1 protein-coding gene is annotated in these 541 nt (G+C 55.6%); it reads left to right on the plus strand.

Features of this window, described 5'->3' with window-relative positions; genetic code table 11:
- Positions 1–541 (plus strand): lyase family protein (locus ACTHUM_RS18345; RefSeq protein ID WP_440403728.1); only part of this gene is annotated, 541 nt, incomplete at both ends.

Here is a 541-nt window from a genome sequence, read left to right on the forward strand (position 1 = left end):
TCGAAATGCTCGGCCGCGATTTCGAGCGCATGGCCGACTGCCGCAAACGCGTCAACCGTATGCCGCTCGGCGCCGCCGCACTGGCCGGCACCACCTACCCGATTCAACGCGAAATTACCGCCGAGCTGTTGGGCTTTGAGCAAATCTGCCAAAACTCGCTCGATGCCGTATCTGACCGCGATTTTGCCATTGAGTTCACCGCCGCCGCTTCCCTGATTATGGTTCATCTGAGCCGTCTTTCCGAAGAATTGATTTTGTGGATGAGTCCGCGTTTCGGCTTTATCGATATTGCCGACCGTTTCTGCACCGGCTCTTCCATCATGCCGCAAAAGAAAAACCCTGACGTACCCGAACTGGTGCGCGGTAAATCCGGTCGCGTGATTGGCCACCTGATCGGCCTGGTTACCCTGATGAAATCGCAACCTTTGGCATACAACAAAGACAATCAGGAAGACAAAGAGCCACTGTTTGACACTGCCGACACGCTTATCGACACCCTGCGCATTTACGCCGACATGATGCGCGGCGTGACCGTCAAACC

Source organism: Neisseria sp. P0021.S006, from assembly GCF_051956895.1.